Source organism: Enterococcus sp. DIV1094 (assembly GCF_017316305.2).
GTDB lineage: Bacteria > Bacillota > Bacilli > Lactobacillales > Enterococcaceae > Enterococcus_B > Enterococcus_B mangumiae.
This window is the reverse complement of record NZ_CP147250.1, coordinates 1324284-1346931: the sequence shown is the minus strand read 5'-3', so window position 1 is coordinate 1346931 and position 22648 is coordinate 1324284. Positions and strand designations below refer to the sequence as shown.

The 22648-nt window shown below is 40.5% G+C and carries 37 protein-coding genes; all 37 read right to left on the bottom strand.

The genetic code is table 11. The features are described 5' to 3' along the window. Positions 1–42 precede the first annotated feature (42 nt). Positions 43–789, bottom strand: coding sequence for a tRNA pseudouridine(38-40) synthase TruA (truA, locus tag DOK79_RS06575; protein ID WP_206854596.1), 747 nt, complete (start codon positions 787–789; stop codon positions 43–45). Between the two features lie 35 nt (positions 790–824). Further along, positions 825–1622, bottom strand: coding sequence for an energy-coupling factor transporter transmembrane component T family protein (locus tag DOK79_RS06570; RefSeq protein ID WP_206854597.1), 798 nt, complete (start codon positions 1620–1622; stop codon positions 825–827). Further along, entirely contained in the window at positions 1612–2481 is an 870-nt protein-coding gene (locus tag DOK79_RS06565; RefSeq protein WP_206854599.1) for an energy-coupling factor ABC transporter ATP-binding protein, read from the bottom strand. The genes DOK79_RS06570 and DOK79_RS06565 overlap by 11 nt, the downstream gene beginning before the upstream one ends. Further along, the gene (locus DOK79_RS06560; protein WP_206854601.1) at positions 2457–3296 is read right to left on the bottom strand and encodes an energy-coupling factor ABC transporter ATP-binding protein; all 840 of its coding nucleotides are present in this window, start codon (positions 3294–3296) and stop codon (positions 2457–2459) included. The genes DOK79_RS06565 and DOK79_RS06560 overlap by 25 nt, the downstream gene beginning before the upstream one ends. 266 nt (positions 3297–3562) lie before the next feature. Then, a complete protein-coding gene (rplQ, locus tag DOK79_RS06555) occupies positions 3563–3943 on the bottom strand; it encodes a 50S ribosomal protein L17 (protein ID WP_010734449.1) in 381 nt (126 codons plus the stop codon). Positions 3944–3969: 26 nt separating this feature from the next. Beyond that, on the bottom strand, positions 3970–4908 hold the full coding sequence (locus DOK79_RS06550) for a DNA-directed RNA polymerase subunit alpha (protein ID WP_005880735.1): 939 nt from the start codon (positions 4906–4908) through the stop codon (positions 3970–3972). A gap of 79 nt (positions 4909–4987) precedes the next feature. Then, a complete protein-coding gene (gene rpsK, locus DOK79_RS06545) occupies positions 4988–5377 on the bottom strand; it encodes a 30S ribosomal protein S11 (RefSeq protein ID WP_010734450.1) in 390 nt (129 codons plus the stop codon). 27 nt (positions 5378–5404) lie between these two features. After that, a complete protein-coding gene (gene rpsM / locus DOK79_RS06540) occupies positions 5405–5770 on the bottom strand; it encodes a 30S ribosomal protein S13 (RefSeq protein ID WP_206854604.1) in 366 nt (121 codons plus the stop codon). A gap of 17 nt (positions 5771–5787) precedes the next feature. Beyond that, a complete protein-coding gene (gene rpmJ, locus DOK79_RS06535) occupies positions 5788–5904 on the bottom strand; it encodes a 50S ribosomal protein L36 (protein ID WP_002288710.1) in 117 nt (38 codons plus the stop codon). Positions 5905–5936: 32 nt separating this feature from the next. After that, positions 5937–6155: a translation initiation factor IF-1 gene (gene infA, locus DOK79_RS06530; RefSeq protein WP_002288695.1), complete on the bottom strand. Its 219-nt coding sequence runs from the start codon at positions 6153–6155 to the stop codon at positions 5937–5939. A gap of 190 nt (positions 6156–6345) precedes the next feature. Then, on the bottom strand, positions 6346–6993 hold the full coding sequence (locus tag DOK79_RS06525) for an adenylate kinase (protein WP_206854606.1): 648 nt from the start codon (positions 6991–6993) through the stop codon (positions 6346–6348). Between the two features lie 60 nt (positions 6994–7053). Continuing rightward, positions 7054–8349, bottom strand: coding sequence for a preprotein translocase subunit SecY (secY, locus tag DOK79_RS06520; protein ID WP_206854608.1), 1296 nt, complete (start codon positions 8347–8349; stop codon positions 7054–7056). Then, the gene (gene rplO, locus DOK79_RS06515) at positions 8349–8789 is read right to left on the bottom strand and encodes a 50S ribosomal protein L15 (RefSeq protein ID WP_010734454.1); all 441 of its coding nucleotides are present in this window, start codon (positions 8787–8789) and stop codon (positions 8349–8351) included. The genes secY and rplO overlap by 1 nt, the downstream gene beginning before the upstream one ends. Positions 8790–8837: 48 nt before the next feature. Then, entirely contained in the window at positions 8838–9017 is a 180-nt protein-coding gene (gene rpmD / locus DOK79_RS06510; protein ID WP_206854611.1) for a 50S ribosomal protein L30, read from the bottom strand. A gap of 14 nt (positions 9018–9031) precedes the next feature. Further along, a complete protein-coding gene (gene rpsE / locus DOK79_RS06505) occupies positions 9032–9532 on the bottom strand; it encodes a 30S ribosomal protein S5 (protein WP_002288681.1) in 501 nt (166 codons plus the stop codon). A 20-nt stretch (positions 9533–9552) separates the two neighbouring features. Further along, positions 9553–9909 (bottom strand): 50S ribosomal protein L18, encoded by a 357-nt coding sequence (gene rplR / locus DOK79_RS06500; RefSeq protein WP_010734457.1) that lies wholly within the window; start codon positions 9907–9909, stop codon positions 9553–9555. A gap of 164 nt (positions 9910–10073) precedes the next feature. Beyond that, positions 10074–10610 (bottom strand): 50S ribosomal protein L6, encoded by a 537-nt coding sequence (rplF, locus tag DOK79_RS06495; RefSeq protein ID WP_206854614.1) that lies wholly within the window; start codon positions 10608–10610, stop codon positions 10074–10076. 31 nt (positions 10611–10641) lie between these two features. After that, on the bottom strand, positions 10642–11040 hold the full coding sequence (gene rpsH, locus DOK79_RS06490; RefSeq protein ID WP_010734459.1) for a 30S ribosomal protein S8: 399 nt from the start codon (positions 11038–11040) through the stop codon (positions 10642–10644). A gap of 36 nt (positions 11041–11076) precedes the next feature. Further along, positions 11077–11262, bottom strand: coding sequence for a type Z 30S ribosomal protein S14 (locus tag DOK79_RS06485; protein WP_002356214.1), 186 nt, complete (start codon positions 11260–11262; stop codon positions 11077–11079). An 18-nt stretch (positions 11263–11280) separates the two neighbouring features. Beyond that, the gene (rplE, locus tag DOK79_RS06480; protein WP_034689410.1) at positions 11281–11820 is read right to left on the bottom strand and encodes a 50S ribosomal protein L5; all 540 of its coding nucleotides are present in this window, start codon (positions 11818–11820) and stop codon (positions 11281–11283) included. Positions 11821–11848: 28 nt separating this feature from the next. Further along, entirely contained in the window at positions 11849–12157 is a 309-nt protein-coding gene (gene rplX / locus DOK79_RS06475) for a 50S ribosomal protein L24 (RefSeq protein ID WP_010734461.1), read from the bottom strand. 35 nt (positions 12158–12192) lie between these two features. Beyond that, entirely contained in the window at positions 12193–12561 is a 369-nt protein-coding gene (gene rplN / locus DOK79_RS06470) for a 50S ribosomal protein L14 (protein WP_010734462.1), read from the bottom strand. Positions 12562–12618: 57 nt separating this feature from the next. Next, positions 12619–12885 carry a 30S ribosomal protein S17 gene (gene rpsQ / locus DOK79_RS06465; protein ID WP_010734463.1) on the bottom strand — a complete coding sequence of 89 codons (267 nt, stop codon included), beginning with the start codon at positions 12883–12885 and terminating at the stop codon, positions 12619–12621. Between the two features lie 24 nt (positions 12886–12909). Next, positions 12910–13098 carry a 50S ribosomal protein L29 gene (rpmC, locus tag DOK79_RS06460; RefSeq protein ID WP_002288664.1) on the bottom strand — a complete coding sequence of 63 codons (189 nt, stop codon included), beginning with the start codon at positions 13096–13098 and terminating at the stop codon, positions 12910–12912. Further along, positions 13088–13522 carry a 50S ribosomal protein L16 gene (gene rplP, locus DOK79_RS06455; RefSeq protein ID WP_010734464.1) on the bottom strand — a complete coding sequence of 145 codons (435 nt, stop codon included), beginning with the start codon at positions 13520–13522 and terminating at the stop codon, positions 13088–13090. Before rplP ends, rpmC begins: the two co-directional genes overlap by 11 nt. Positions 13523–13524: 2 nt before the next feature. Next, positions 13525–14181, bottom strand: a complete 657-nt coding sequence (gene rpsC, locus DOK79_RS06450) for a 30S ribosomal protein S3 (RefSeq protein WP_010734465.1) — start codon at positions 14179–14181, stop codon at positions 13525–13527. 13 nt (positions 14182–14194) lie between these two features. After that, a complete protein-coding gene (rplV, locus tag DOK79_RS06445; RefSeq protein ID WP_010734466.1) occupies positions 14195–14542 on the bottom strand; it encodes a 50S ribosomal protein L22 in 348 nt (115 codons plus the stop codon). A 22-nt stretch (positions 14543–14564) separates the two neighbouring features. Next, positions 14565–14843, bottom strand: coding sequence for a 30S ribosomal protein S19 (gene rpsS / locus DOK79_RS06440; RefSeq protein ID WP_010734467.1), 279 nt, complete (start codon positions 14841–14843; stop codon positions 14565–14567). A 42-nt stretch (positions 14844–14885) separates the two neighbouring features. After that, positions 14886–15716 carry a 50S ribosomal protein L2 gene (gene rplB, locus DOK79_RS06435; protein WP_010734468.1) on the bottom strand — a complete coding sequence of 277 codons (831 nt, stop codon included), beginning with the start codon at positions 15714–15716 and terminating at the stop codon, positions 14886–14888. 38 nt (positions 15717–15754) lie between these two features. After that, on the bottom strand, positions 15755–16045 hold the full coding sequence (rplW, locus tag DOK79_RS06430; RefSeq protein WP_034689412.1) for a 50S ribosomal protein L23: 291 nt from the start codon (positions 16043–16045) through the stop codon (positions 15755–15757). Then, positions 16045–16668 (bottom strand): 50S ribosomal protein L4, encoded by a 624-nt coding sequence (rplD, locus tag DOK79_RS06425; protein ID WP_010734469.1) that lies wholly within the window; start codon positions 16666–16668, stop codon positions 16045–16047. The genes rplW and rplD overlap by 1 nt, the downstream gene beginning before the upstream one ends. Positions 16669–16695: 27 nt before the next feature. Continuing rightward, complete coding sequence (rplC, locus tag DOK79_RS06420; protein ID WP_002290445.1) at positions 16696–17325, bottom strand: 50S ribosomal protein L3; 630 nt, start codon at positions 17323–17325, stop codon at positions 16696–16698. A 31-nt stretch (positions 17326–17356) separates the two neighbouring features. Further along, a complete protein-coding gene (rpsJ, locus tag DOK79_RS06415) occupies positions 17357–17665 on the bottom strand; it encodes a 30S ribosomal protein S10 (RefSeq protein ID WP_010734471.1) in 309 nt (102 codons plus the stop codon). 392 nt (positions 17666–18057) lie between these two features. Further along, positions 18058–18315, bottom strand: a complete 258-nt coding sequence (locus DOK79_RS06410; RefSeq protein WP_206854617.1) for a hypothetical protein — start codon at positions 18313–18315, stop codon at positions 18058–18060. 292 nt (positions 18316–18607) lie between these two features. After that, complete coding sequence (gene tuf / locus DOK79_RS06405) at positions 18608–19795, bottom strand: elongation factor Tu (protein ID WP_010734472.1); 1188 nt, start codon at positions 19793–19795, stop codon at positions 18608–18610. A 173-nt stretch (positions 19796–19968) separates the two neighbouring features. Then, a complete protein-coding gene (fusA, locus tag DOK79_RS06400; protein WP_206854621.1) occupies positions 19969–22053 on the bottom strand; it encodes an elongation factor G in 2085 nt (694 codons plus the stop codon). A gap of 78 nt (positions 22054–22131) precedes the next feature. Then, positions 22132–22602 carry a 30S ribosomal protein S7 gene (gene rpsG, locus DOK79_RS06395; RefSeq protein WP_010734474.1) on the bottom strand — a complete coding sequence of 157 codons (471 nt, stop codon included), beginning with the start codon at positions 22600–22602 and terminating at the stop codon, positions 22132–22134. Positions 22603–22648 lie beyond the last annotated feature (46 nt).

Genomic DNA, 22648 nt, shown 5'->3' with positions numbered 1-22648 from the left:
AAAAAAGCGTTTCGGTGATTGCCGAAACGCTTTTTATTTATACTATTCGTATTTTACTTCATAGAGATACAAACCTTCAGGATGCGCAGTAGGACCGGCAGCATTGCGGTCTTTTTTAGCAATGATCTCCGGCAGACAATCTTCCGGCAAACGATCGTTGCCTATTTTTAATAATGTTCCGACTAAAATACGGATCATTTTATACAGGAAGCCATCACCACGAAACGTGAACGTCAGCTCATCGCCAGCTTCATTGACTTGCAAACTCGCTTCATAGATTGTCCGAACCTTGTCTTCGATCGAGCTTCCTGAAGCACAAAACGAAGTAAAATCATGCGTACCAAGTAAATCAGGCAATGCTCGCTCAATCTTCTTTAAATCTAAAGGATAAGGAAAATAGCTCGCATAATGTCTGCGAAAAGGACTACGTGGCTTGCCGATATCCACTTTGAATTGATACGTCTTTTCTTTAACGAGATAGCGTGCGTGAAAAGTCTCCGGCACGATCTCCACACTTTTTACCGCAATATCTTCTGGCGACTGTGTGTCTAACCCAAAACGCATCCGTTCCAACGGTCGCTCTTCTGGATAATCAAAGTGAATGACTTGGCCGAGTGCATGAACCCCTGCATCTGTCCTACCAGATCCAAAAATCGTGATTTCTTTTCCATTTGCCATCTTCTTTAATGTTTTTTCCAGTTCTTCTTGGACAGTTCGTCCGTTAGGTTGTTTCTGAAACCCATTGAACTGTGTACCATCATAGGCAATGATTGCTTTATAGCGTACCATTCTTCTTCCCCTGTTCTCGTTCATCTTTGATCCGTTTAGCTGCGAAGGAACACTAGCACGACCGTCACGACCACAAAGGCAAGCATGACAATCGTGTCTTGCAAGTGCCAGTGAAGCACACGGTATTTTGTTCGTCCTTCTCCACCTTGATAGCCTCTTGCTTCCATCGCTGTTGCTAGATCTTCCGCACGATTGAAACTGCTGACAAATAGTGGGATCAGTAAAGGAATCACTGCTTTCATTTTTTGCACTAGACTGCCTTCACCAAAATCGACACCACGAGCGCGTTGTGCATTCATGATCTTCTCTGTTTCATCCATCAATGTCGGAACAAAACGTAAAGCAATCGAAAGCATCAAGGAAACCTCATGTACAGGAAAGCGCACAGCCTTCAATGGGCGCAACAAATATTCAATCGCATCAGACAATTCCAAAGGCGGTGTTGTCAGTGTCAACAATGTAGACATAAAGATGATCAAGACAAAACGACAAAAAATAAACAGTCCATTCATTACGCCGAATTGAGTAATGTTGAAAATCCACCAACTCCAATAAGTTTCTCCACCGCTAGTAAACAGTACTTGCAAAGCGACCGTGAATAGGATCAACCAGATCAGCGGTCGGATTCCACGAATAAAGAATTTGATATCTACTTTTGACAAAAAGACAGTGAATAAAGTAAACACTGCTAATAAGGCATAGGTTTGCCAATTATTTGCTAAGAAAATAATGCCGATAAAATAGAAACTCGCTAATAACTTTGCTCGTGGGTCTAATCGGTGGATAAATGAGTCTCCAGGCATGTAACGACCAAAAATCAGTTTATTCATCATGAGCGGTACCTCCAACCAGTTTTACCAGTTGATCTGCTAGCGCTTCTGCAGTGATCGGCAGTTCATCAAAAGGAATCCCTTTTGCTCGTAGATCCTCTGCAAATTCAGTAGCTGTTGGCACTCCTAATTGGCGTTCCTTTAACCAAGAAAGGTGTTGGAACACTTCTTTAGGTTCTCCGCATTTAACGATCCGGCCTTTTTCTAACACATAAACAAAATCAGCATAATTTGCTACATCATCCATTAAATGTGTCACCAATACGATCGTGATTTGATGTTCTTGATGCAACCGCCAGAACATATCCATCATTTCTTTTCTTCCTTGTGGATCTAACCCCGCTGTAGGCTCATCTAACACGAGTACTTCTGGTTTCATTGCTAAGACGCCAGCAATCGCTACACGGCGCATTTGACCCCCAGACAGCTCAAATGGGGAGCGTTCTAGATACGTTTCATCTAAGCCGACTTGCTCTAATGTTTCTTTTGCTAGTAACATCGCTTCTTCTTCGCTAACACCAAAGTTTTTAGGTCCAAAAGCAATATCTTTTGCTACCGTTTCTTCGAATAGCTGTGCTTCTGGAAACTGAAAAACAATACCAACTTTTTTTCGAATCGGTTTCAAATTTTTATTATCTGTATCCGGTTTGATTTGACGATCGCCGATTTGAACGATTCCTTCTGTTGGTTTGATCAACGCATTCAAATGCTGAAGCAAGGTGGATTTCCCGCTTCCTGTATGACCAACTAAGGCAGTATAGCTATTTTCTTTGATCAACAAATCAATGTCGAATAACGCTCGTTGCTCGAATGGTGTATTCGGTTGGTACGTAAAGTTTACTTTTTCAAAACGGATGTCCATAACCAATCCACCATCCTTTCTTCTGTCATGTATTCTTTAGGCACTTCAATGCCGCGTTCTTTCAAGGCACTTTTTAGTTTTTCAGGGAAAGGCAAATCTAAGCCGAGATTGATGAGTTCCGGTCCAGCAGAGAAAATCTCTTTAGGTGTTCCTTCATTCACTAATTCGCCTTCTTTCATCACAAAGATACGATTGGCATTCGCTGCTTCATCGATATCATGCGTGATTGAAATAACGGTCAATTGGCTTTCCTCTTTGATCTTTTTGATCGTCGTGATAACTTCTTCACGACCTTCAGGATCTAACATACTTGTCGCCTCATCTAAAATAATGATTTCTGGTCGGAGTGCTACAACACCGGCAATCGCCACACGTTGTTTCTGCCCACCAGAAAGACGAACGGGTTCTCTTGTCGCAAAATCAGACATCCGTACTTTTTGAAGGGCATCTTTTACTCGAACGACCATTTCTTCGCGAGGAATACCTTGGTTCTCTAATCCAAAGGCAACATCATCTTCGACTGTTGATCCAACAAATTGATTGTCTGGATTCTGAAAAACCATGCCGACTTTTTGACGAATCGCCCATATATTCTCTTCATTTAGTGTTTGGTTACCAACTTTGACTGTTCCAGATTCTGGCAGGAGTAATCCATTGATCGTTTTCGCAAGCGTGGATTTACCAGAACCATTGTGCCCGATAATCGCGATCCATTCTCCTTTGTTGATCGTGAAAGAAACATCTTTCAATGCTGGTCGTAAATCTTCTGGTTGGTATTTGTAATTAATCTTTCCTAATTCAATAATCGGCTCCATAAGTACTCCCCTCATCCTAAAGTTCCTACTAACACTATCAAAAAAACGTTGAGTTTTCAATCATTTCTGATTTTTAAAATGTTTTTTTATACCTTCAATGCTGTCTTGACAGTTAATTGAAGGTACAAAAAAACACTTTATGATGAGTGCATACTCCCCAAACGGATCGCCTGGGGAGTAGCGCTGAGCTAGACTCGGAATAAGTAACTTCCAACATCATAACACTCTAAAAGAATCATCCATAAAGTGATGTTATTAGTGTGATTTTAGACAAGTTCTAAGACAACCATTGGTGCACCGTCTCCGCGTCTTGGTTCTGTCTTCAAGATACGAGTGTAGCCACCTTGACGTTCAGCATAACGAGGTGCAATATCGTTGAACAACTTTTGTAAAGCTGATTCGATAACGATTTCCTCATTTTCTTCACGCACGCTAGCAACTTCATTACGTACGAAAGCCGCAGCTTGACGACGTGCATGTAAGTCCCCACGTTTGCCTAAAGTGATCATTTTTTCAGCAGTTGAGCGAACTTCTTTCGCACGAGCTTCTGTAGTCACAATACGTTCATTAATTAATAAGTCAGTTGTTAAATCACGCAACATCGCTTTACGTTGGCTAGATGTGCGTCCTAGTTTACGATAACTCACGTTGGTTTCCCTCCTTCGTAAAAGGTTTAATCTTCTTTACGTAAACCTAAACCTAAGTCATGCAATTTTGCTTTAACTTCTTCTAATGATTTACGTCCTAAGTTACGGACTTTGATCATTTCTGGCTCAGATTTATTCGTAAGTTCTTGTACAGTATTGATTCCTGCACGTTTTAAGCAATTGTAAGAGCGAACAGATAAGTCTAATTCTTCAATTGTCATTTCTAACATTTTTTCTTTTTGTGTTTCTTCTTTTTCGACCATGATTTCAGCGTTTTTCGCTTCATCAGTTAGGTTGACAAAGATGTCTAAATGTTCAGTCATGATTTTTGCAGATAAACTCATTGCTTCCAATGGTTCGATTGAACCATCTGTCCAGATCTCCATCGTCAATTTATCAAAGTCTTCACGATGTCCAACACGTGTGTTTTCTACTTGGTAGTTGACACGACGTACAGGCGTGTAGATTGAATCGACTGGAAGAACACCGATTGGCATATCTTCTTTTTTGTTTTCATCTGCTTGAACATAACCACGTCCTGGTTTCACTGTTAAGCGAGCATGGAACGTAGCACCTTCAGATACACTACAGATGTACATATCTTTGTTAAGAATTTCTACCTCACTATCAACGATAATATCGCCAGCAGTTACTGTAGCAGGTCCGGTAATATCGATTTCAAGGGTTTTTTCTTCTTGACCATACATTTTCAGTGCTAAACCTTTAATGTTCAAGATGATTTGAGTGACGTCTTCTCTAACACCTTTGATGGTAGAGAATTCATGCAGCACACCATCGATTTGAATATTAGTGATGGCAGCACCTGGCAAAGAAGATAATAAAATACGACGTAGGGAATTCCCTAAAGTAGTCCCATACCCTCTTTCAAGAGGTTCAACGATGAACTTGCCATAATCTTTTTCTTCATCAATTTTTGCGATTCTTGGTTTTTCGAACTCAATCATTCTTATCTTTACCCCTTTCAAAACGAAAAGTGTCTTGTTCAATGACGTTACTAATAGAACTCAAAATGAGAGGCACTCATTAAACACGACGGCGTTTTGGAGGGCGGGCACCATTATGAGGAACTGGAGTCACGTCACGAATTGCAGTCACTTCTAAACCTGTCGCTTGTAATGAACGAATTGCTGCTTCACGTCCAGAACCAGGTCCTTTAACTGTTACTTCAACAGTTTTTAATCCGTGTTCCATTGCTGCTTTTGTAGCTGTTTCTGCTGCCATTTGAGCCGCAAAAGGAGTTGATTTTTTGCTTCCTTTGAAACCTAATGAACCAGCTGATGACCACGCTAAAGCATTTCCGTGAGTATCAGTGATCATGATGATTGTGTTGTTGAATGTAGAGTGGATATGTGCAATCCCAGCTTCTATATTCTTTTTCACACGGCGTTTACGATTCACTTTTTTTGCTACCATGAAGATTTAACCTCCTTCACTTAAGAATTATTTTTTCTTGCCAGCGATAGCGCGAGCTGGGCCTTTACGAGTACGTGCATTGTTTTTCGTGTTTTGTCCACGAACAGGCAATCCACGACGGTGACGGATTCCACGGTAAGAACCGATTTCCATCAAGCGTTTGATGTTTAAGTTCACTTCACGACGAAGATCCCCTTCAACTTTTAATTTATCTACTTCTGCACGGATAGCATCTGTTTGTTCATTCGTTAATTCACGAACACGAACATCTTCAGATACGCCAGCATCAGCTAAGATTTGTTTCGCAGTAGTGTTACCAATACCATAGATATAAGTAAGTGAAACTACTACACGTTTATCACGAGGAATATCTACTCCTGCAATACGAGCCATATTTAGTGCACCTCCAATTATCCTTGACGTTGTTTATGTTTTGGATTTGCTGGGCAAATCACCATAACGCGTCCTTTACGACGAATTACTTTACAATGTTCACACATTGGTTTTACTGATGGTCTTACTTTCATGATAATACCTCCTGTAGTTTTACGGAGTACAATTATTTAAAGCGATAAGTAATACGGCCACGGTTTAAATCATACGGAGACAATTCAACCGTCACTTTGTCACCAGGTAGAATACGAATGTAGTGCATACGAATTTTACCTGAAACAGTAGCAAGAACTTGGTGTCCGTTTTCTAGTTCAACTTTAAACATTGCATTCGGCAAAGTTTCGACGACTGTACCTTCGACTTCAATCATATCTTCTTTTGCCACGCACAGTACCTCCTTGTACTTGTTTCGCATTTTCACACGATAAAATGGCGGAAACTGCAGTTCCCACCTCAAAATTCTCAAAATGGATCATCTAGAGGATTCTCTAGAAGTCGGACTGACATATTCTATCATAATTTATTGAACTTGACAAGAGTAACTGCTTAATGCAAGTCGGCTACGGGCAATCGTGCTATTTTTCAATGATTTTTTTGACATCAGTAAATACAGCATCGATTTCACGATCACCATCGATAGTGTTTAGCAAACCTTGTTCTTTATAATAAGCCAAGATTGGTTCACTATTTTTGATGTTGATAGCCAGACGATTTTTAACCGTCTCAGGTTTATCATCTTCTCTTTGATAGAATTCATGCCCACCACAACGATCACATGTGTCTTCAACTTTTGTAGGGTTGAAAATTTTATGGTAAGTTGCTCCACAGTTACGGCAAATGAAGCGGCCTGCTAAACGCTCAACCAAAACTTCTTCACCCACGTGGATATCGATGACAGCATCAATTTGTTTATTTAAATCTTTTAGCATTGCATCTAGAGCTTCTGCTTGCTCGATCGTACGAGGAAAACCATCTAATAAGAAGCCTTTCTCTGTATCGGGTTCTGCTAAACGCTCTTTTACGATTCCATTTGTTACTTCATCAGGAACTAATGCACCTTTATCCATATAAGACTTTGCTTCCAAGCCAAGAGCTGTTTCATTTTTGATAGCTGCACGAAACATATCTCCTGTTGAGATGTGAGGAATCCCGTAAGCGTCAATGATTTTTTCCGCTTGAGTTCCTTTACCTGCACCTGGCAGCCCCATTAAAATGAGGTTCATTGCTTTCCCTCCTAATAAATGTGAGAACGTGTGTTGAGGAAAAAACCTCAACACGCTTTCTTACTCAATAAAGCCAACATATTTACGTTTCAGCATTAAGCCTTCTAACTGTTTCGCAGTTTCTAAAGCCACACCGATCACGATCAACAGACTTGTACCACCTAATCCGATTGATTGTGGCAGATCCCAAACCATTTGTGCAATGATTGGTAATAATGCCACTAAACCAAGGAATAGTGCTCCGACTGTACTTAATCGCATCAATAAGCTTGAGACATACTCTTCAGTTCCCTTACCAGGGCGTACACTTGGTATATAGCTTCCTTGCTTTTGTAAGTTCTCCGCTAATTTCTCAGGGTTAACTTGGACAAAGGCATAGAAGAACGTAAATGCGACGATCAATACCGTATAAATCGTTGCGCCAGGCACCGTATTATAGTTAAAGATCTCCATCATTATTTTATACCAGTTTTCAGATCCAAATCGGCCACTCAACGCTTGTAATACAGCATTAGGTGTTGCAATAAATGAACTTGCAAAGATAACCGGAATTACCCCAGCAGCGTTCACTTTCAACGGTAGATAACTACTTGTTGGCGCACCTGCTACACGTTTTGTGTACTGAATCGGAATCTTACGTTCAGCTTGTTGGAAAAATGTTACGAATGTCACGATTGCTAGAACCGCAACAAGTAAGATGGCAACGAAAATCGCAGATCTCCAAAGATTGGAAGAGTCGATGTTTACGAAGTAATCTTCGTAAATTTCTCGCACACTTTCCGGTAATCTTGAAATGATCCCTGCAAAGATGATCATTGACACACCATTACCGATACCTTTTTCAGTGATTTGTTCACCCAACCAAGTCACAAACATCGTTCCTGCCGTTAAGATCAAACCGATCGTCACGTAAGTAGAGATGTTTGGATTATTGACAAAACCTAATTGAGCGTATTGGTTGAATCCAGCAGTGATACCGACAGATTGGATAAATGCCAATACTAATGTCAAATATCGTGTTGCTTGGTTCAATTTTTTACGTCCAACTTCACCTTGTTTTGACCATTCAACAAAACGTGGAACGATATCCATTTGTAATAACTGGATCACGATCGATGCAGTAATGTATGGCGAAACCCCCATCGAAAAGATCGAGAAGTTTTGCATCGCACTACCACTGACCAAGTTCAACATGTTGAAAAATGGTAAGCTAGAAAGGTTTTGTAATGAGCTCGCGTTTACGCCAGGAACAGTAATATGTGCCCCTAGACGAAAGACAAAGAGAACAAATACAGTGAAAAGGATTTTCGATCTAATATCTTTGACCTTAAAAGCGTCCTTTAATAGTTTAAGCATTAGATCACCTCAACAGAGCCACCAGCCGCTTCGATTGCTTCTTGTGCTGCTTTTGAGAATTTAGCTGCTTTCACAGTTAACTTTTTGTTCAATTCTCCGTTAGCTAATACTTTGATCCCAGCTTTTTCGTTTTTCACGATTCCAGCTTCTACTAAAGCAACAGGTGTTACTTCAGCTCCGTCTTCAAAGCGGTTCAAGACATCTAAATTAACGACTGCGTAGTCCTTACGGTTAACATTTGTAAATCCACGTTTTGGTAAACGACGGAACAATGGTGTTTGTCCCCCTTCGAATCCTAGACGTACACCACCGCCTGAACGAGCTTTTTGTCCTTTTTGACCACGTCCGGCAGTTTTTCCGTTACCTGAAGAAGTACCACGACCAACACGGTTACGTACTTGGCGTGAACCTTCAGCGGGTTTTAATTCATGAAGTTTCATAGGTTTGGCACCTCCTTAATTGTCCTAATTCTTATTTTAATTGTTTAATTAAACTTCTTCAACGTCCACTAAGTGAGAAACAGTGTTGATCATGCCTTTGATTGCTTCGTTAGAAGGCTTAACCACTGAGCTGTTAATCTTTGTAAGACCTAGCGCTTTAACAGTTGCGCGTTGGTTTTGAGGACGTCCGATAATACTGCGTTTTAAAGTTACTTTTAATTCAGCCATTATGTTTGTCCTCCTTATCCGATTAATTCTTCCACTGATTTGCCGCGAAGTTCTGCAACTTCTTCAGCACGTTTTAATTGTTTCAAACCTTCAACAGTTGCGCGAACAACGTTGATTGGTGTGTTTGAGCCTAAAGATTTAGAAGTGATATCTGCTACCCCTGCTAATTCTAATACGGCACGAACTGGTCCACCAGCAGCAACCCCAGAACCTTCAACAGCAGGTTTCATTAGGATTCTACCACCACTAAAAGCACCGATTACTTCGTGTGGGATTGTTGAACCAACCATAGGTACTTCAACTAAGTTTTTCTTCGCATCTTCAATTGCTTTACGGATTGCTTCAGGTACTTCTTGTGCTTTACCAGTACCAAATCCTACGTGTCCGTTTTTGTCACCGACAACAACTAAAGCAGCAAAACGTAGACGACGTCCACCTTTAACAACTTTTGTTACACGGTTAATTGCAACAACGCGGTCTTCTAATTCCAAATGTTTTGGATCGATATAAACCATGAATGGTATTCCTCCTTCTTCTAAAATTCTAGTCCATTTTCGCGAGCAGCTTCAGCTAAAGCTTGCACACGGCCATGGTAAAGGTATCCACCACGGTCAAAGACTACGACTTTAATGCCTTTTTCAGTTGCGCGTTCAGCAACTAATTTACCGACAGCTTGTGCTGCTTCTGTTTTTGTTCCACCTGAAATTTCTTTATCCAAGGTAGAGGCACTTGCTAGCGTTACACCCGCTACGTCATCAATAAGTTGCGCGTAGATGTTTTTGTTAGAACGAAAAACGTTCAAGCGTGGGCGCTCAGCAGTACCAGAGATAGTATTACGTACACGACGGTGTCTCTTTTGACGTGTTTTGTTTTTATCTGGTTTTGTAATCACAATTGTCACCTCTTTATTTTTATTTTTTCTACTGTCATGCAGTAGAAATAATCAGTTTTGAAAAAATAGAAGCTGCGGCACAAGTAAACTCTCTCTTAATGAAGAAATACTTCAGCAAAATCCTTTTTTCCTGCTGCTGGCTTCTATGCAATTTTTCGAAACGATTATTTACCAGTTTTACCTTCTTTACGGCGTACGAATTCGCCAACATAACGAATACCTTTACCTTTATAAGGTTCTGGAGGACGAGTACCACGGATGTTCGCAGCTAATTCGCCAACTTCTTCTTTGTTCGCACCCTTCACAATTACTTGTGTGTTAGATGGCACTTCAACAGTAATGCCAGCTGGTGGTGTGATTTCTACTGGATGTGAGTAACCAACGTTCAATACAAGTTTTGTTCCTTGCATTTGCGCACGGTACCCAACCCCGATTAATTCTAATCCTTTTTGGAATCCTTCACTAACACCTACAACCATGTTGTTGAAGTTAGCACGAGTAGTTCCATGGATAGTTTTCATTTCTTTACTGTCGTTTGGACGAGTGAATGTCACTTCGTTTCCTTCGATATTCATTTTGATATCAGCAGAAAACTCACGAGTCAATTCCCCTTTTGGTCCTTTAACTGTAATGTTGTTTCCATCTTGAGTGATTGTTACTCCTTCAGGGATCACAACGATCTTATTTCCAATACGGCTCACTTAAAGACACCTCCTTGTAGATTCTACTTGATTACCATACGTAAGCGATAACTTCGCCGCCGATGTTTTTCTCACGAGCTTCTTTATCAGTGACAACACCTTCAGAAGTCGAAATAATAGCGATACCTAAGCCATTTAAAACTTTTGGCACTTCGCCAGCTTTAACATAAACACGTAAACCTGGTTTAGAAATACGTTTTAAGTTTGTAATAACACGTTCGCCGCTTTTACCGAATTTAAGGAAAACACGGATCACGCCTTGCTTGTCATCTTCGATATATTCAACATCACGAACGAAACCTTCACGTTTCAAGATTTCAGCGATGTCACGTTTAATTTTTGATGCAGGAACTTCTAAAGCCTCATGTTTAACCATGTTTGCATTACGGATACGAGTTAGAAAATCTGCAATTGGATCTGTCATGACCATTGAACTTTTACCTCCTTCTTATGCGAATTTACTTTTTTACCAGCTAGCTTTCTTCACGCCGGGAATTTGACCTTTATAGGCAAGTTCGCGGAAGCAAATACGGCAAAGATGGAACTTACGATAAACTGAATGTGGACGTCCGCAACGTTCGCAACGAGTATAAGCTTGTGTTGAATGTTTTGCAGGACGTTTGTTTTTAGCAATCATTGATTTTTTAGCCACGTAGTTCGCCTCCTTTAATTATTTTTGGAATGGCATGCCTAATTGTGTCAACAACTCACGAGATTCTTCATCTGTGTTCGCTGTTGTTACAATAACGATGTCCATACCACGTACTTTATCTACTAAATCATAATCTACTTCTGGGAAGATCAATTGTTCTTTAATACCTAAAGTGTAGTTTCCACGACCATCAAAGGCTTTTTTACTTACACCATGGAAGTCACGTACACGTGGTAGAGAAACTGATACTAATTTATCTAAAAATTCGTACATTCTTTCTCCGCGCAAGGTAACTTTTGCACCAATTGGCATTCCTTCACGTAAACGGAATCCAGCGATTGATTTTTTAGCTTTTGTAATCATTGGTTTTTGTCCAGTGATCAAAGTTAGTTCTTCAACTGCTTTGTCTAAGTTTTTAGCGTTTGATACCGCATCACCAACACCCATGTTGATGACGATTTTTTCAACTTTAGGTGTTTGCATAACAGAGCTATAGTTAAATTTTTCCATCAATGATGGAGTTACTTCTTTAAGATATTTTTCTTTTAGGCGGTTCATTCAGTAAGACCCTCCTTCCTTAAACTTTTTATTTATCTAAAACTTCACCGGTTTTTTTAGAAACACGGACTTTTTTTCCGTCTACTTCTTTGTAGCCAACACGGCCAGCTACACCAGTAGAGTCGATGACCATCACGTTAGAAACGTGAAGTGGCGCTTCCATCTCAACAATCCCGCCTTGAGGAGCAGCTTGAGAAGGTTTTTGGTGTTTTTTGATCATGTTCACACCTTCGACAACCACTTTATCCTGTTTAGGAAACGCTGCTAATACAACGCCTTCTTTGTTTTTGTCTTTACCGGTGATCACTTTAACTTTATCGCCTTTTTTAACAAACATACTGTTTCGCACCTCCTTTGTTAAGTGTCTCAAGATTATAAAACTTCTGGTGCTAGAGAAACGATCTTCATGAAGTTGTTTTCACGTAGTTCACGTGCAACTGGCCCAAAGATACGTGTTCCACGAGGGCTTTTATCATCACGAATAATCACTGCAGCATTTTCATCAAATTTGATGTATGAACCGTCTGCACGACGAGCTCCTGATTTTGTACGAACGATAACGGCTTTAACGACGTCACCTTTTTTGACAACCCCACCTGGCGTTGCTTGTTTAACCGTAGCAACGATCACATCACCGATATTCGCAGTTTTGCGACCAGATCCACCAAGGACTTTGATCGTCAAAATTTCACGTGCGCCTGAATTATCAGCGATTCTTAAACGACTTTCTGCTTGGATCACGTTGTGTATCCTCCTTTCAGATTTTGCATTCAATCTACATAGGAAAATCTCGTGTTATTAGATAATAACTGCTTCTTCGACTATTTCCAACAAACGGAAACGTTTTGTAGCTGATAATGGACGAGTTTCCATAATTCTCACGATGTCGCCAACTTTTGCTGTGTTGTTTTCATCATGTACTTTGTACTTCTTAGAGTAGTTCATGCGTTTACCGTAAATAGGGTGGTTTTTCTTTGTTTCGACAGCAACGGTAATTGTTTTATCCATTTTGTCTGATACCACGCGACCTTGATAAACTTTGCGTTGATTTCTTTCTTCAGTCATACGCTTAATGGCCTCCTTCCATAATTACTTAGCTTGTTCACGCAAAACTGTTTTGATGCGTGCAATCGATTTACGTACTTCTTTAATACGTGCAGTGTTTTCTAATTGACCTGTTGCTAATTGGAATCTAAGATTAAACAATTCTTCTTTTAATTGTTTTTCTTGATCAAGCATTTCGGCAGTGGTTAATTCTCTGATTTCTTTAACCTTCATTCGATTCACCACCCATTTCCTCACGTTTTACGATCTTAGTTTTCATTGGTAATTTGTGAGAAGCTAAACGTAATGCTTCACGAGCTACTTCTTCAGATACGCCTGCGATTTCAAACATGATTTTACCACGTTTTACTGGTGCAACCCATCCTTCAGGAGCCCCTTTACCTTTACCCATACGAACGCCGATCGCTTTAGATGTATATGATTTATGAGGGAAAATTTTGATCCATACTTTCCCGCCACGTTTCATGTAACGAGTCATAGCAATACGAGAAGCTTCGATCTGACGGTTTGTGATCCAGTGTGATTCAACAGCTTGTAAGCCGTATTCACCGAATGCTACTTCTTTTCCGCCTTTTGCTTCACCACGCATTTTTCCGCGGAATTCACGACGGTGTTTTACACGTTTAGGTACTAACATGTTTATTTCCCTCCTTTCTCAGTGTTTTTTTTAGTTGGAAGAATTTCTCCACGATAGATCCACACTTTAACTCCTAGTTTTCCGTATGTTGTATCTGCTTCTTCCCATGCGTAATCAATATCCGCACGCAAAGTGTGAAGAGGAACTGTTCCTTCTGAGTATCCTTCTGAACGAGCGATATCCGCACCGTTTAGACGTCCAGATACTTGAGTTTTGATACCTTTAGCGCCAGAACGCATTGAACGTTGGATGGCTTGTTTTTGAGCGCGACGGAATGCAACACGGTTTTCTAATTGACGTGCAATTCCTTCACCTACTAATTTAGCATCTAAATCTGGTTTTTTGATTTCCACGATGTTGATATGGATTCTTTTACCAGTTAATTTGTTTAATTCTTTTCTTAGGTTTTCGACTTCAGATCCGCCTTTACCAATAACCATACCTGGTTTAGCTGTGTGGATTGAAATGTTTACGCGGCCAGTTGCGCGTTCGATTTCAATTGTTGATACAGCAGCATCAGCAAGTCTAGTTGAAATAAATTTACGGATTCTTAAATCTTCGTGTAAGAACTCTGCATACTCTTTTTCAGCAAACCATTTTGCATCCCAGTCGCGGATGATGCCTACACGCATTCCAATTGGATGTACTTTTTGACCCACAGATTATCCCTCCTTATTTTTCTGATACGACTACCGTGATATGACTTGTACGTTTGTTGATTGGTGAAGCTGAACCTTTTGCACGTGGACGGAAACGTTTCATTGTTGGTCCTTCGTTAACAAATGCTTCAGATACTACCAAGTTCTCAACATCTAAGTCAAAGTTGTTTTCTGCATTTGCAATTGCTGACATCAATACTTTCTCGATGATCCCAGCAGATTTGTTTGGTGTGAATTTCAAGATTGAAATTGCATCCGCAACACTTTTACCTCTGATAAGGTCAATTACTAGACGCGCTTTACGAGGTGAAGTGCGAACTGTTTTTGCAGTTGCTTTAGCTGATGTGATTTGTTCTGCCATTTGCTTTTATCCTCCCCTCGAATTAGCGTCTCGTTTTCTTGTCGTCAGCAACATGCCCACGATAAGTTCTAGTTGGTGCGAATTCACCTAATTTGTGTCCTACCATATCTTCTTGGATGTAAACTGGTACGTGTTTACGTCCATCATATACTGCGATGGTATATCCAACAAAACTTGGGAAAATTGTCGAACGACGAGACCAAGTTTTGATTACTTTTTTCTTTTCGGCCCCTGCTTGAGCTTCAACTTTACTCATTAAATGCTCATCAACGAAAGGCCCTTTCTTTAAACTACGACCCATGGTGAACCTCCTCTCAAAATGTGCGACACATGGTCAAAGTAATTATTTATTTTTACGACGAACGATAAGTTTGTCTGATTTAGCTTTCTTGTTACGAGTTTTGTAACCAAGAGCTGGTTGACCCCAAGGAGAAACTGGAGCTTTACGCCCGATTGGAGCTTTACCTTCACCACCACCGTGTGGGTGATCGTTAGGGTTCATTACGCTACCACGTACAGTTGGGCGTTTACGCATCCAACGAGAGCGGCCAGCTTTACCAATATTGATAAGTTCATGTTGTTCGTTACCTACAGAACCGATTGTTGCACGGCATGCAGCTAAGATCATGCGAACTTCACCAGAGTTTAAGCGGATCAATACGTATTTGCCTTCTTTACCAAGTACTTGAGCACTTGTACCAGCAGAACGGATCAATTGTCCACCTTTACCAGGTTTCATTTCAATATTGTGGATCACAGTACCAACTGGAATGTTTTCTAAAGGAAGAGCATTTCCGACTTTGATATCTGCTTCTGGACCTGAAACAAGTTTCATTCCAACTTGTAGTCCTTTTGGTGCTAAGATGTAAGCTTTCACTCCATCTTCATAATGTACTAACGCGATGTTAGCTGAACGGTTTGGATCATATTCGATCGTTTGAACAGTAGCAACAACGTTGTCTTTGTTACGTTTGAAATCGATCACGCGGTATTGGCGTTTGTGTCCGCCACCTTGATGACGTACAGTGATGCGGCCGTTGTTGTTACGTCCAGCATGGTTTTTCAATGGCTGTAACAATGTTTTTTCAGGTGTTGATGTTGTGATTTCAGCAAAATCAGAACCTGTCATGTTACGACGGCCATTTGTGGTAGGTTTGTACTTTTTAATCGCCACGTTTTCCCCTCCTAATTTAATCAGTCATCGAGCAATGCTTATTCAGCAGCATCGAATAATTGGATTTCTTTTGAATCTTCAGTCAATGTAACGATCGCTTTGCGACGTTTTTTCGTATATCCTGCATATTTGCCCATACGTTTGAATTTCGCACGTACGTTCACGATGTTCACGTTTTTGACTTTTACGTCAAAAGCAGCTTCAACCGCTTGTTTTACTAAAGTTTTGTTTGCGCGAGTGTCTACTTCGAAAGTATATTTCTTGTCATCCATGGCAAGCATTGATTTCTCAGTGATCACTGGGCGTTTGATTACGTCTAGTAAGTTCATTATGCAAGCACCTCCTCAATTTGAGTAAGAGCAGTTTGTGTTGCTAAAACTTTTGTATTTGATACAACATCTAGAACGCTAACGTTATCAGAAGTTACTACAGAAACGTTTGATAAGTTACGTGCAGATAAAGCTGCAAAGTCGTTACCAGGTTCTAGTACAACCAATACTTTAGAGTCAATAGATAATTTAGCAAGAACTTCTTTGAATTCTTTTGTTTTTGGTGCATCAAAGCTCAATCCTTCGATTGCTACCAAGTTGTTTTCAGCAACTTTTTCTGACAATACAGATTTCATTGCTAAGCGACGAACTTTTTTAGGAAGTTTGTAGCTGTAAGAACGTGGTGTTGGTCCGAAGACTACGCCACCTCCACGCCATTGTGGTGAACGGATTGATCCTTGACGAGCACGACCAGTTCCTTTTTGGCGCCATGGTTTACGGCCACCGCCTCGAACAGCGCTACGGTTTTTAACCGCATGAGTTCCTTGTCTTAATGATGCACGTTGCATAACGATTGCGTCGTATACAACACTTTCATTTGGTTCAATTCCGAAGATTTCTTCGTTAAGAGTGATTTCACCGTTTTGGCTTCCATCTTGTTTGAATAATGCTACATTCGGCATTCCTTAGTTCCTCCTTTCTTCCTACTATTATTTAGCTTTCACAGCTGATTTGATAGTGATTAATGATTTTTTCGCTCCAGGAACGTTACCTTTGATCAAGATTACGTTTCTTTCAGCATCTACACGTACAACTTCCAAGTTTTGGATAGTTACGCGGTTGCCACCCATACGGCCAGCAAGACGTTTGTTTTTGAATACACGGTTAGGTGCAACTGGACCCATTGACCCAGGACGACGATGGTAGCGAGAACCGTGAGCCATTGGTCCGCGGCTTTGGCCGTGACGTTTGATAACCCCTTGGAATCCTTTACCTTTCGTAGTACCTGTTACATCAATAATGTCTCCTGCTTGGAAAACATCAACTGTAATTTCTTTTCCTACTTCATATTCTCCTAGCTCAACATTTTTGAATTCACGAATGAAGCGCTTAGGAGCCGTGTTTGCTTTTGCAACATGACCTTTCGCAGGTTTGTTTGATAAAACTTCACGCATATCTTGGTAACCAACTTGAATAGCTTCGTAGCCATCAGTTTCCATTGTTTTCACTTGTAGTACTACGTTTGGCGTAGCTTCTACAACAGTAACTGGAATTAATTCGCCAGATTCAGTGAAGATTTGTGTCATTCCCACTTTTTTCCCTAAGATTCCTTTGGTCATGAGTACACCTCCATTATTATTAGTTTAGTTTTTATAGTTTGATTTCGATGTTAACACCTGATGGTAAGTCAAGCTTCATTAAAGCATCAACTGTTTTTGGTGTTGGGTTCACAATGTCGATAAGACGTTTGTGTGTACGCATTTCGAATTGTTCGCGTGAATCTTTGTATTTGTGCGTCGCACGAATAACTGTGTAAAGACTGCGTTCAGTTGGTAATGGAATTGGACCAGAAACGCCAGCTCCAGTTCTTTTTGCAGTTTCCACGATTTTATCCGCTGATTGATCTAAAATACGGTGTTCATACGCTTTTAAACGGATACGAATTTTTTGTTTTGCCATCTTGTTCCCTCCTTCGCCTATTTTGAAAAGTAGACATAGCTCCACGAAAATTTCCGTCACGCTCGTTCGTGGCAAAGCGTCCGGGCGTGTCGCAACCTCTCGTTTCTTAGCCGACAAAATCATTTTGATTTCGTCTGTGCCATTCACCTAAGGTAAACGCACCTTTGTCATTATAATATATCTAAATGCACAACGCAAGGTTTTTTTGCTGTAAAAAACATTTTATTTTCATAAGTTTTCATTTTATTGAGAAAAGAGAAATCCTTCTCTATGTACAAGTGAATTTGCTGTTTTTCTTTTAGTTTCTTCCAACTATGCCAGAAAAAGCCAACCCTCAACATGGAGAGTTGGCTCAAAACATTTCTTTATGTATTACTTGCAAAAGTGAAGGATCAACGGCGAACAATGAACTTTGCTATTTTTTTGATAAGCAGTACCAAAAGATACATTAAATAAATAAGAAATCCTATAAAGACAAATTGAAAGACACGAACCATGAATACTAAGTCGAAAGCAAATCTTAGCCACCCTATCCATAAAATTGCAATAAACAACAATTTTACTCTTAGATTTATTCTTCTAATAAATAGCCATGAGAGAAAATCATCTGTCGGTTGTTTTGTAGCCTTGTATTCTCTAAATATTTTCATCAAACGACAGCCTCCTAGAAAAAGCATGATGGTATATATTTTATAGTAGAATGTTCCCTTTCATAAAATCAATTATAAACGAACAAGGAGGTGAATGCTTGTGTTGTTTTCATCTATGTCATTGTTTGGGTGGGGACAGCACACACATGATCACGCGATTTAATTAAGAGGAAACGCTCGCCAAAACAAGACACGCATCTTTTACATAAAAAAAGTTCGAGGCAAAGGATCAAGATCCTTACCTCGAACTTTAACGTCCGAATAGATGTTACTTCATTAGGCTTAAAATGAATTAAGCTTTGATTTCTGTAACGACACCGGCACCAACTGTACGTCCGCCTTCACGGATTGAGAATTTAGTACCGTTTTCGATAGCGATTGGGTGGATTAATTCAACTTCCATTGTTACGTTGTCGCCAGGCATAACCATTTCAGTTCCTTCTGGTAATTCAACAACACCAGTTACGTCAGTCGTACGGAAGTAGAATTGTGGACGGTAGTTAGTGAAGAATGGAGTATGACGTCCACCTTCTTCTTTAGTCAACACGTATACTTCTGCAGAGAATTTTGTATGAGGTGTAATTGTACCTGGTTTAGCTAAAACTTGACCACGTTGGATGTCTTCACGTGAAACACCACGTAGTAACGCACCAATGTTATCGCCTGCTTCAGCGTAGTCTAATAATTTACGGAACATTTCAACACCAGTTACTGTTGTTTGAGCTGTTTCTTCTGCGATACCAACGATATCGATAACGTCACCAACACGAACTTGTCCACGTTCAACACGTCCTGTAGCAACAGTACCACGACCAGTGATTGAGAATACGTCCTCAACTGGCATCATGAATGGTTTGTCGTTGTCACGTTCTGGAGTTGGGATATATTCGTCAACTGCAGCCATCAATTCAAGAATTTTTTCTTCGTATGAAGCGTCGCCTTCTAAAGCTCTTAAAGCTGAACCAGCGATTACAGGAACATCGTCACCAGGGAATTCGTATTCTGTTAATAGGTCACGAACTTCCATTTCAACTAATTCTAGTAATTCTTCATCATCAACCATATCTACTTTGTTCAAGAATACAACGATGTATGGTACACCAACTTGACGAGATAATAGGATGTGTTCACGAGTTTGAGGCATAGGGCCGTCAGCAGCAGAAACAACTAAGATTGCTCCGTCCATTTGAGCAGCACCAGTGATCATGTTTTTAACGTAGTCCGCGTGTCCTGGGCAGTCAACGTGAGCGTAGTGACGTGCGTCAGTTTCGTACTCAACGTGAGCTGTTGAGATAGTGATTCCGCGTTCGCGTTCTTCTGGAGCACCATCGATTTGATCGTAAGCCATTGCTTGGCCGCCGTTTTTCTTAGATAGTACAGTTGTGATTGCAGCTGTTAAAGTTGTTTTACCATGGTCAACGTGTCCGATAGTACCAATGTTAACGTGTGGTTTCGAACGGTCAAATTTTTCTTTTGCCATTTTAAAATATCCTCCCTAAAATTACAGTTTAATTTTTTATTTGTCTGATAGGTATGTGATGGACAAAACTGCCAATCACATGCCCGTATCATCAAAAGTTATTTTACACGAAACTGCATAAAAAATACAGTCTCTAGATAAATCTCTTCACGAGACTACCTTGCCTTAAGAAATTATTCAGCTTTTCCGCCGTTTTTCTTAATGATTTCTTCTTGAACAGATTTTGGTACGTCTTCGTAGTGGTCAAATACCATCATGAATGTACCACGTCCTTGAGTTGCTGAACGCAATGTTGTTGCATATCCGAACATTTCTGCCAATGGAACGATTGCATTAACGATTTGTGAGTTACCGTGTGCTTCCATTCCTTCAACACGTCCGCGACGGCTTGTTACGTGTCCCATGATATCACCTAAGTAATCTTCTGGTACAGTGATCGTAACTTTCATCATTGGTTCAAGGATCACAGGGCGTGCGTGTTTTGCAGCAGCTCTTAGAGACATAGATGCAGCAACACGGAACGCTGTTTCATTTGAATCGACGTCATGGTATGAACCATCGTAAAGTTTTGCTTTGATATCCACTAATGGATAACCAGCAAGAACACCGTTATTCATTGATTCTTCTAATCCTTTTTCAACTGCTGGGATGTATTCACGTGGAACCACACCACCAACGATTGCGTTTTCGAATTCGAAGCCTTTTCCTTCTTCGTTTGGTGTAAATTCAACCCATACGTGACCGTATTGACCTTTACCACCAGACTGACGTACGAATTTACCTTCCGCTTTAGTTGCTTCACGGAATGTTTCGCGGTAAGAAACTTGAGGCGCACCAACGTTTGCTTCAACTTTAAATTCGCGTTTCATACGGTCTACTAATACGTCCAAGTGCAACTCACCCATACCTGAGATAACTGTTTCACCTGTTTCAACGTTTGTTTCAACACGGAATGAAGGATCTTCTTCTGCAAGTTTTTGCAACGCAATACCCATTTTATCTTGGTCAGCTTTTGATTTAGGCTCAACAGCGACTTGGATAACTGGTTCTGGGAATTCGATTGATTCAAGGATAACTGGCGCGTCTAACGCACACAATGTGTCCCCTGTTGTTGTATCTTTCAATCCAACAGCAGCGGCGATATCACCTGAATACACTTTGTCGATTTCTTGACGAGTGTTTGCGTGCATTTGTAGAATACGACCGATACGTTCTTTTTTGCCTTTAGATGCGTTCAATACGTATGAACCACTTTCAAGGACACCAGAATAGACACGGAAGAAAGTTAGACGACCTACGAATGGGTCAGTCATTACTTTAAATGCTAATGAAGCAAAAGGAGCTTCGTCATCTGCAGGACGAGTTGTTTCTTCGTCTGTTTTTGAGTCAATACCTTTAATTGCTTCGATATCTAATGGTGATGGCAAGTAATCAAGAACAGCATCCAACATCAATTGGACCCCTTTATTCTTGAATGCTGAACCAGCCAATACAGGGAAGAACTCAACGTTGATTGTTGCACGGCGGATACCAGCAACTAATTCTTCTTGAGTGATTTCTTCACCTTCAAGATATTTCATCATTAGTTCTTCGTCTGTTTCAGCAACAGCTTCGACTAATTTTTCACGCCATTCTTGTGCTTGTTCTGCATATTCTTCAGGGATTTCAGTTTCTTGGATGTCTGTGCCTAGATCGTTTGTGTAGATCTCTGCTTTCATCGTTACCAAGTCAATGATACCTGTGAAGTTATCTTCAGAACCGATTGGCAATTGGATTGGATGCGCGTTCGCTTGTAAGCGATCGTGCAATGATTTTACTGAGTATAAGAAGTCTGCACCGATTTTATCCATTTTGTTACAGAATACGATACGAGGCACTCGGTACTCAGTTGCTTGACGCCAAACAGTTTCTGTTTGAGGTTCAACACCTGATTGTGCATCAAGTACAGTTACAGCACCATCCAATACACGTAGAGAACGTTGAACTTCGATTGTGAAGTCTACGTGTCCTGGTGTATCGATGATATTTACGCGGTAACCTTTCCACTGCGCAGTAGTGGCAGCAGATGTAATTGTGATACCACGTTCTTGTTCTTGCTCCATCCAGTCCATCTGTGAAGCTCCTTCGTGAGTTTCACCGATTTTATGGATTTTACCAGTATAGTACAAGATACGCTCTGTTGTTGTAGTTTTACCTGCATCAACGTGAGCCATGATACCAATATTACGAGTTTTTTCTAGCGAAAATTCTCTTGCCATTTTCTTACTCCTCTCTTTATTTAAATCGATTGTAAATTGACTTTCTGCTGCGGGGTTAGCCGACAGACAGAGAGGATCTTACCAACGATAATGAGCAAATGCGCGGTTCGCGTCTGCCATTTTGTGTGTGTCTTCGCGTTTTTTAACAGAAGCTCCAGTGTTGTTTGCAGCGTCCATGATTTCTTTCGCTAAGCGTTCTTCCATTGTGTGTTCACCGCGCAAGCGAGCGTAGTTAACTACCCAACGTAGCGCTAAAGTCGTACGACGTTCAGGGCGAACTTCAACTGGTACTTGATAGTTTGAACCCCCAACACGACGTGCTTTAACTTCAAGAACAGGCATAACATTGTTCATTGCTTGTTCAAACACTTCTAATGGATCGTTACCTGTAGATTCTTTGATCAAATCAAAGGCATTATAGATAATATTAGCAGCAACACCGCGTTTTCCGTCAACCATTACACGGTTGATCAAGCGAGTTACTAATTTTGAGTTATAAATAGGATCTGGTAAAACATCACGTTTTGCAACAGGACCTTTACGTGGCATCCGTAACTCCTCCTTCCGAAATATTCTTCATAGTTGATCGAACGAC